The sequence below is a fragment of the Pseudomonas sp. P5_A2_2 genome (assembly GCF_054177685.1).
This window is the reverse complement of the sequence record NZ_JBGCUL010000134.1, coordinates 1-8,459: the sequence shown is the minus strand read 5'-3', so window position 1 is coordinate 8,459 and position 8,459 is coordinate 1. Positions and strand designations below refer to the sequence as shown.

Genomic DNA, 8,459 nt, shown 5'->3' with positions numbered 1-8,459 from the left:
GAACGACTGTGCTCGTGACGCTTTGAAAACAGCTTCTAACGGACATTGGCGCCTAAAAAGGCAGGCTGATTCTACGGCAAAAAAAAATTAAAGGTAAGTCAGTGTTTATTGGACTTTGGTGGAGGCKGCCGGCAAACCCCGATTCACCCAAGGCCCTGAACGTTGAGGGGTGATCAATGGCCGACAAAGGGCTAACATGCCGGCCTGTTCTGCTTTTTCGCGTTTTGCCTATCTATGCCCAATCAGACCATCAAGACGCCATGCGTCGGCCTTTGCTCCACTGTCTACGGTGACCTGGTGTGCCGTGGCTGCAAGCGTTTCCACCACGAAGTGAYCCACTGGAACGGTTACAACGAGGAGGAAAAGCGCGCGGTATGGCTGCGCCTGGAGCAGTTGCTGTCCCAGGTGATGGCCGCCAAGGTGGAGATTTTCGACCCGGCGCTGCTGCGAATGCAGCTGGAGCAACGCAAGATCCGCTTCGTGCCCCATCAGTCGGAATACTGCTGGGCCTACCAGTTGATCGCCCGGGGCGCACGGGTGATCAACAACCTGGAAGCCTACGGGATGGTGCTGCTGCCGGAGTTTCGCGACTGGAATCTGCCGGAATTGCGCGATGCCATCGATCGGGAATTTTTCCTGCTCTCCGAGGCCCATTACCAGCGCTACATTGCGCCGGGTTTCCTCAAAGACGCCTTTGGCGCCTAAAAGCATCGCGAGCAAGCTCGCTCCCACATTGGACCTGTGTCGTTCACAAATCCCCTGTGGGAGCGGGCTTGCCCGCGATGGCGATTTACCAGACGGCACAGATCTCAATGCTTGCCGGCAATTTCCTCAAGATGATCCGCCACTTCCATCGGCTTGAGCACCAGCACATCGCTCTCGACCGCATCCAGCACCACTTCCGCCGTATTACCGATCAACACCCCTGACAACCCGCTACGCGCCACGGTGCCGATCACCGTCACTGCCGCCTGCAGCTTGTGCGCCATGAACGGAATCAGCACATCCGCCGGGCCTTCCTCGATGTGCAGGTGTTCATCGTCAATGTCGAATTCAGCCTGGAACGACTTGCATTGCTCGCGGTAGCGCGCCTGGATGGTTTCGCTGAGTTGAAACGTCGGGTCGGCTGACGACAGCATCGGCGACGGGTGGGCGCTGATCACGTGCAAGTGGGCCTTGGCCAGGGTTGCGATGTCATAGCCATGATCGATGATGGTGTTGTGCAGATGGCGATGTTCGCCGTCAGCGTTGCCCACGTCGACGGCCGCCAGGATCACTTTGTCTTTCCATGAACCAGCGGTTTTCACCAGCAGTACCGGGGAAGGGCATTGGCGCAGCAATTTCCAGTCCTCGGGTGTCAGCAGGGCCCTTTTCAGTGCGCTGTCGGGAAAGTGTTGCTTGATCACCAGGCCGCAACCTTCCGCCTGCTGCACATCGACGATGGTTTCGTGCAGGCTCTGATTCCAGGCCTGCTCGGTGGTGACGGTGTAGCCGTCCGCAAGTAACGCGGCCTTGAGCACACCCAGCATGGCGCTGTGATCATGCTTGGGATCGCACACCAGCAGATGCAACTGCGCCTGGGTCACACCGGCGATCAACTTCGCCCGTTTGAGCGCCAGGCTTTCGGAGTGTTCGGGGTCGATGACCACCAGAATGCTGCGTACGGCTTGCATGAGCGCGATCTCCTGACAATAAAAAAGCACGGCGTTGCACAACTATAGTTGCTGTCTGCGATTCGGGGACTTGATGCATATCAACGGTTGGCGACTGGTGGTCTGCGGGCAGGCCGGTATAATCGGCGCCCTTCGTTTGAACCTATTTGTCCGTGAGCCCCATGATCCTTCCCGAAATTCACGAGTTCCTTGGCTGCCGCACCCCCGACGGCTGGATCCAGGCCGCGCTGGCCGATCAGGAAACCCTGCTGATCGACCACAAGAACTGCGAATTCAAGGCTGCCAGCACCGCGTTGAGCCTGATCGCCAAGTATCACTCCCACGTCGACCTGATCAACATGATGTCGCGCCTGGCCCGGGAAGAGCTGGTGCACCACGAACAGGTCATGCGCCTGATGAAGCGCCGCAAGATCGAACTGCGCCAGCTGTCCGCCGGGCGTTACGCGTCGGGGCTGCGCAAGGTGGTACGCAGTCACGAGCCGGTGAAACTGGTGGACACATTGGTGGTGGGGGCATTCATCGAGGCCCGCAGTTGCGAGCGTTTCGAAGCGCTGGTACCGCATCTGGACGAAGAACTGGGCAAGTTTTACTTCGGTCTGCTCAAGAGCGAGGCCCGGCATTTCCAGGGTTACCTGAAACTGGCCTGTCAGTACGGCGACGCCAGGGACATCGCCCTGGTGATCGACAAGGTCCGCGCCGCCGAGCAGGAACTGATCGAGTCGCCGGACGTGGAGTTCCGTTTTCATAGTGGTGTGCCGGTAGCGGCGTAATCCCGCACCACCCAGTCATGAACGGCTCAAACCCAGTCGTTCATGCCATTGCGCGATGGACTCTTCGGGGTACAGATCGAACTGTAGATCTCCGGGCTGCGCCTCGACTTCCACCCATGATGCCTTTGAACCCAGCATCAGGTGCGTGTGCTCTGGCGGCACCGGCAGCGGGGTGTCGATCGCCGAGGCGAAGGGGTGAATCAACTCGGGCCATTCAGGGCTGAACAACCACAGACCCGAGCCGCACACCGAACAGAAATGCCGCTCGGCGGTGCTGCTGTGGGCGCGTTTGTCGCCTTCTTCCTTGAGTCGCGCATGGTAAATCGCGATGTGTTTGCGTCCGCGAACCTTGAGGCTGGCGGCATCGCCCCCGAGGTTGATCGCAAAGCCGCCCCCGCCCTGGGTCTTGCGACAGATCGAGCAATAGCAGCGTTGATAGGGGTAGGGGTGGGCACTGGTCAGGCTGAATGACACCGCACCGCAATGGCAGGAGCCTTCGAGTTGCATGCTGGTCTCCGTTGGTAGAGTGATCCCGTTCAGCCTAGAAGATATGCAGTGATGGTGCCGACGCCTTCGCGAGCAAGTCGAATCGTCGCACCGCCGCTCCCGCATTAGAATGCATTCCCCTGTGGGAGCTGGCTTGCCTGCGATGAACGATAACGCGGTCCCACTGGACGCCCACCAACTGCCGAGTCAGCATGTCCCCCTCGAAACCGGGACATGACCTGATGCGACGATTACCTTCCCTGGCAGCCCTGCGAACCTTCGAATGCGCTGCCCGTCATGCCCATTTCGGCCGGGCGGCGGCCGAGTTGTGTGTCACCGACAGCGCGGTCAGCCACCAGATTCGCCAGCTCGAAGAGCAGCTCGGTGTATCGCTGTTCGTGCGCGAGGGCCGGCAGATTCGCCCGACCCTGGCCGCCGGGCGCCTGATGCAGAGTTTGCAACAGGCCTTCGAGTTGATTGGCGATGCCTGCGACGAGCTGCGCGATCCCTCATCCCTGGCGGTGTTGCGTCTGGCGGTCACCGCCGAGCTGGCGCAAAAGTGGCTGATGAGTCGTCTCACGGATTTCTACGCGCGTTACCCGCACATCACCTTGCATCTGTACGAACAACCGATCGACGCCACGGCGCCCGGGGAAGACATCGACCTGGCGATCACCTACGGCACAGGCCCCRTGGACAGCACCGCGTATTTCGTCCGGCCGCTGCCGGCATTGCAGTTCTTTCCGGTGTGCAGTCCCGGCCTGTTCAACCAGGGCACGCTGAAAACCCCGAAGGATCTGGCTCGCCATTGCCTGCTACACGACGACCAGGACGGCAAGACCTGGACCGCGTGGCTCACCAGCCATGCCGGCGACCAACGCCCGGACCGCCAGTTGTATTTCGCCCATGCGGGGCTTGCGCTGGAGGCCGCGGCGCAAGGGCAGGGCGTGGCCATGGGCGACAACCTGACGGCCCAGGAGGATTTGCTCAGCGGTCGGCTGGTCCGCCCGTTTACGTCGAGCATGACCGCCCTGGGCCAATACGCGCTGGTGTGTGAACGGGTGCGGCTGGAACGTCCGGCGGTGGCGCAGATGCTGGAGTGGTTCAACGATCAGTTGCTAGATTGATGAGTTGAATTCAAGTGTTCCGAAATAATCATCGTTGGCGAGCCAGTCATCAACGCCCTTAGCCTGTGGTCATTCCAATCCCCGCTGAAGAGGTTTGACCATGGCCCGCTTGCTTGACACCATTCCCAAACAGGACGGTTTCCGTCTGCCCGGCGAATTCGAAGCCAAGTCCGGTTGCTGGCTGGGCTGGCCGGAGCGCACTGACGTCTGGCGCAACGGTGCCAAGCCTGCGCAGAAAGTCTGGGTACAGATCGTTACTGCCATTTCCATGAGCGAGCCAGTCACTGTGTGCGCGTCGGCGGCACAGTTCGCCACCGCGCGCCGCCAGTTGCCACCGCAAGTGCGTGTGGTGGAAATGACTTGCAACGACACCTGGTTCCGCGACAGCGGCCCGTGTTTTGTGGTCAATGATCAGAGTGGCGAAGTGCGCGGCGTCGATTTCGAATTCAACGCCTATGGCGGGCTCGACGGCGGCTTGTACTACCCGTGGGACAAGGACGACCAGATCGCCAGCAAAATCCTCGAAATCGAACGCTTCGACCGCTATCGCGCGCCGTTGATCGCCGAAATGGGTGGCATCCAGAGCGACGGCCAGGGCAGCATCCTCACTACCGAGCAATGCCTGCTCAACCGCAACCGCAACCAGCATCTGGGCAAGGACGAAGTCACCCGCCGTCTGACCGACTACCTCGGCGCCGAGCAGGTGATCTGGCTGCCCCGGGGCTGCAAGTTCGACGAAACCGATGGCCACGTCGACGACCTCGCGTGTTTCGTGCGTCCTGGTGAAGTGGTGCTGCAATGGACCGACAACCGTGACGACCCGCAGTGGGAAATCTATCAGGAGGCCTACGACATTCTGCGCAGCACCCGCGACAGCCGTGGCCGCGAATTGATCGTGCACAAGCTGCCGCAGCCGGATGTGCTGGAGTGGACGGCCGAAGAAGCCGAGGGGCTGGATCAGCAGGACAGCACCCATACCCGCCAGGCCGGGACGAAAATCTGTGCGTCTTACATCAATTACTACGCCGGCAACAGTGCCATCGTGGTGCCGCTGTTTGGTGATCGCAACGACACAGTGGCGCTGGCGACCCTGGCCGAATTGTTCCCGAAGCACAGCGTCGTCGGCATCGAAAACTCCCGGGAAATCCTCCTCGGTGGCGGCAACGTCGCATGCATCACCATGCCGCAGTACGCCGCCACTACTTCCAGCAAAAAGGGAGCGTAACCATGGGCCTGCACAAACTGACTCAAGCAATACTGCTGGTGCTTGCACCCCTGTGTGTGCAGGCCGCCGACAGCGCCAGGCCGGTGGTCAACCTGTACATCTGGGGTGAATACCTGGCCCCGGACACCTTGAAGAATTTTGAAGCGAAAACCGGCATCCATGTGGTGGCCGACCACTTCGATTCCCTGGAAACCGTCGAGACCAAGCTGCTGACCGGCCGCAGTGGCTACGACCTGGTATTGACGGCGGGGCAGCATCTGTCCCGGGCCATCGAGAGTGGCGCGGTGCAGATGGTCGACAAGCAGCAACTGCCGCACTTTGCCGGCGTCGGCGAGGAGTTCCGTCAGCACATGGCGGTGTTCGATCCGGGCAACCGCTATGCCGGGATCTACRCCTGGGGCACCACAGGCGTGGGTTATCAGGAACAGGCCGTGAAACAGCGCCTGCCCGACGCGCCGACCGACAGTTGGGCGATGCTGTTCGACCCGGCCGTGGTCTCGAAATTCGCCGATTGCGGGGTCAGCCTGCTCAACGATCCCAACGAAGTGTTCGCCGCAGTCATGAAATACATGGGGCTGGACATCAACCGCCAGAGCCTCGATGACCTGAAACTGGCCGAGCAGCAACTGGCGAAGATTCGGCCGTACATTCGTTACTTCGACAACGACCTGAACATCAGCGACCTGGCCAACGGCAATACCTGCGTGGCGATGTCGTGGAACGGCAACGTGGGCATCGCGGCGGGCCAGGCCGAGGTGGCGGGCAAACCGTATTCGCTTAAGTACCGGATTCCGCAGGAGGGTACGCTAATCTGGTTCGATGCCATGGTCATTCCCAAGGATGCGCCGCATCCGAAGGCCGGCCTGGCATTGATGGACTATTTGATGACCCCGGAAGTGATTGCGCCGATCACCGACACTATCCATTACGCCAATGCGATCACGGCGGCGGACGGTTTGGTCGACCCGGCGATTCGCAACGATCCGGGGACGTATCCGACAGCTGCGGTCAGGGCTTCGCTGTACAGCAAGAATGACAATGGCAAGGCGTTCAACCGGGCGCTGATCCGGGCGTTCAGTCGGTTGAAGTCGGGGTTGTGATTGGTTTTGGATGATGAGGTGCCGCTACTGACGTCATCGCGAGCAAGCTCGCTCCCACAGGTTTTGTGTCTGCCAAAGATTTTATTTACACAGAAGTCCATGTGGGAGCGAGCTTGCTCGCGATGAACGAAAACGCGGTCTACCGGTTGGGCACCCGCCACAAATACCACGAGGCCACAGTCCGGTAAGGGCTCCACGCCAATCCGATCTCGATCATCTGCTTGCGCGTCGGCTGCACCTCCAGGCCCTTGAGCCGTCGATAACCCTCACGCACGCCAAAGTCATCGGCCGGCAGGATATCCGGCCGTTCCAGGCTGTAGATCAGCAGCATCTCCACGGTCCAGCGGCCCACACCGCGCAACGTGATCAGGCGTTCGATCAGCGCTTCATCGTCCATGGCCAGCGCCGTGGCGTAATCCGGTACCACGCCGTCCAGCGACGCCTGGGCGATACCCTGGATGGTCGCGATCTTGCTCGCGGAAAAGCCGCAACTGCGCAATTGGTCGAAATCTGCCGCGACAATCTGTTCAGGCCTGGGAAACGAACCCGAACCGAACAGCGCCAGCAGCCGACCGACAATCGCATCGCCGGCCTTGGCATGCAGTTGCTGATAGGCAATCGCCCGCACCAGTGACTCATACGGATCACGCGCCGCATGCGGCTGGTGCAGACACGGACCGATGGCGTCGATGTGGCGGCGCCAGTCGTCATCGATGGCGGCCAGGAACTCACTGGCCGCCCGATAGCCGTCAGACATGGGCTCAGGCTTTCCCGGACGGTTTCAACAGGGCGTTCACTTCGCCATAGGTCAAGGCCTTCAGGTCGTGGCTATCGAACTTGCCGGTTTGCAGAAAACTTTTGACGATGCCAGCCATGGCGCCGTAGAGGAACTCGGCGATGCCTGAACCGGCGGTCAGACGCCGTACGCCAAGTGCTTCAAGCGCTTCGGGCGACGGCAGGCCCGGGAAGCCGAGCACATTCAGCGGCAGCGAGGTGCCTTGGCACAGCGCCTTGATCTCGTACTCGGCGGTAACGCCCGCCGTAAACAGGCCATTGGCCCCGGCTGCTTGATACAGCGCGGCGCGCCTGAGAGTTTCCGCGACGCGATCTTCGGCAGGCACCAGACCCCGCAGGTAGACATCGGTGCGCGCATTGATAAACAGGTTCACGTTACGGCGCTCGGCCACCTGGCGGGCGGTTTCAATCTTGCGTACCAACAACTCCGGCGGTGAGGAACCGTCTTCGATATTGATCCCGACGGCGCCCGCGGCGATGACCGCATCAACTACTTGGGCCACCCGTTCCAGGTCATCGGAGTAACCGGCCTCGATGTCCACGGTCAGCGGCACCGAAATGACCCGGGCAATCGACTCGACGGTCGAGACCAGGCGCTCAAGGGGCAGGGTGTTGCCGTCCGGGTAGCCATGCACCCAGGCCACCGCCGCGCTGCTGGTGGCCACGGCCTTGTTGCCCAGTTGCTCCACCAGCCGCGCCCCAGCGGCATCGGCGACGTTGGTGAGGATCAGCAAACCCTCGTGATGCAGTTGGTGCAGTTGATTGTCGAGCCTGTCCATCGAGCTTCCTTCCTTATGAAAAAGACGTTGGGGATCAGAGCGCCAGTTGCTCCGTGAGCTGCACCGCCGCGTTCTCCAGCCTGAGCAAAAACGCCTTGCGCGGCTGGCCTCCAGCGTAGCCGGTCAACGAGCCGTCGGCGCCGATCACGCGGTGGCACGGCACGACAATCGATAAGCGGTTATGCCCGTTGGCCAGGCCCACTGCGCGGCTGGCACCGGGCTTGCCCAGCCTCGCCGCGATGGCGCCGTAGGTGGTGGTCCGGCCGTAAGGGATCTTCGCCAGTTCGGCCCAGACCCGACGGGAGAACTCGCTGCCGGGCATGTGCAAGGCCACGCTGAACTCGGTGAGCGTGCCGGCAAAATACGCGGGCAATTGCGCTTCGATCTGCTGCAAATGCGCGTTGTGACCCGGCGCCACGGCATAACCGAAACGGTTTTGCAGCGCCTCGACCGCCGGGTTCAGCGAGGCCTGGTCGAGAAACTCCAGCAGCACCAGTCCACGCC

Annotated in this window: 10 protein-coding genes; 5 read left to right on the top strand and 5 right to left on the bottom strand. The window is 61.2% G+C overall.

Annotated elements, in window-relative coordinates:
- Positions 1–234 precede the first annotated feature (234 nt).
- The gene (locus ACXRVY_RS11385) at positions 235–705 is read left to right on the top strand and encodes a DUF1289 domain-containing protein (RefSeq protein ID WP_458237416.1); all 471 of its coding nucleotides are present in this window, start codon (positions 235–237) and stop codon (positions 703–705) included.
- A 104-nt stretch (positions 706–809) separates the two neighbouring features.
- On the opposite strand, the gene ACXRVY_RS11380 is transcribed toward ACXRVY_RS11385, so the two are convergent.
- A complete protein-coding gene (locus ACXRVY_RS11380) occupies positions 810–1,673 on the bottom strand; it encodes a universal stress protein (protein WP_223461863.1) in 864 nt (287 codons plus the stop codon).
- A gap of 161 nt (positions 1,674–1,834) precedes the next feature.
- Between ACXRVY_RS11380 and miaE the strand changes: the two genes are divergently transcribed.
- Positions 1,835–2,443 (top strand): tRNA-(ms[2]io[6]A)-hydroxylase, encoded by a 609-nt coding sequence (gene miaE / locus ACXRVY_RS11375; protein ID WP_223461861.1) that lies wholly within the window; start codon positions 1,835–1,837, stop codon positions 2,441–2,443.
- Between the two features lie 15 nt (positions 2,444–2,458).
- On the opposite strand, the gene ACXRVY_RS11370 is transcribed toward miaE, so the two are convergent.
- Entirely contained in the window at positions 2,459–2,950 is a 492-nt protein-coding gene (locus ACXRVY_RS11370; protein WP_223461858.1) for a GFA family protein, read from the bottom strand.
- 221 nt (positions 2,951–3,171) lie between these two features.
- Between ACXRVY_RS11370 and ACXRVY_RS11365 the strand changes: the two genes are divergently transcribed.
- The 3 genes from ACXRVY_RS11365 (at position 3,172) to ACXRVY_RS11355 (ending at position 6,381) form a co-directional block, all read left to right on the top strand.
- Entirely contained in the window at positions 3,172–4,056 is an 885-nt protein-coding gene (locus ACXRVY_RS11365) for a LysR substrate-binding domain-containing protein (protein WP_458237415.1), read from the top strand.
- A gap of 100 nt (positions 4,057–4,156) precedes the next feature.
- On the top strand, positions 4,157–5,281 hold the full coding sequence (aguA, locus tag ACXRVY_RS11360) for an agmatine deiminase (protein WP_223461856.1): 1,125 nt from the start codon (positions 4,157–4,159) through the stop codon (positions 5,279–5,281).
- A 2-nt stretch (positions 5,282–5,283) separates the two neighbouring features.
- Positions 5,284–6,381 (top strand): extracellular solute-binding protein, encoded by a 1,098-nt coding sequence (locus tag ACXRVY_RS11355; RefSeq protein ID WP_458237414.1) that lies wholly within the window; start codon positions 5,284–5,286, stop codon positions 6,379–6,381.
- 139 nt (positions 6,382–6,520) lie between these two features.
- Here the strand turns inward: ACXRVY_RS11355 and ACXRVY_RS11350 are convergent, their stop codons facing one another.
- From ACXRVY_RS11350 to ACXRVY_RS11340, 3 genes are all read right to left on the bottom strand, one after another.
- A complete protein-coding gene (locus tag ACXRVY_RS11350; protein ID WP_223461852.1) occupies positions 6,521–7,138 on the bottom strand; it encodes a DNA-3-methyladenine glycosylase family protein in 618 nt (205 codons plus the stop codon).
- 4 nt (positions 7,139–7,142) lie between these two features.
- Entirely contained in the window at positions 7,143–7,955 is an 813-nt protein-coding gene (locus ACXRVY_RS11345) for an isocitrate lyase/PEP mutase family protein (protein ID WP_223461850.1), read from the bottom strand.
- A gap of 34 nt (positions 7,956–7,989) precedes the next feature.
- Positions 7,990–8,459, bottom strand: a 470-nt coding sequence (locus tag ACXRVY_RS11340) for a methylated-DNA--[protein]-cysteine S-methyltransferase (protein WP_458237413.1), incomplete at its 5' end; no start/stop codon positions are given.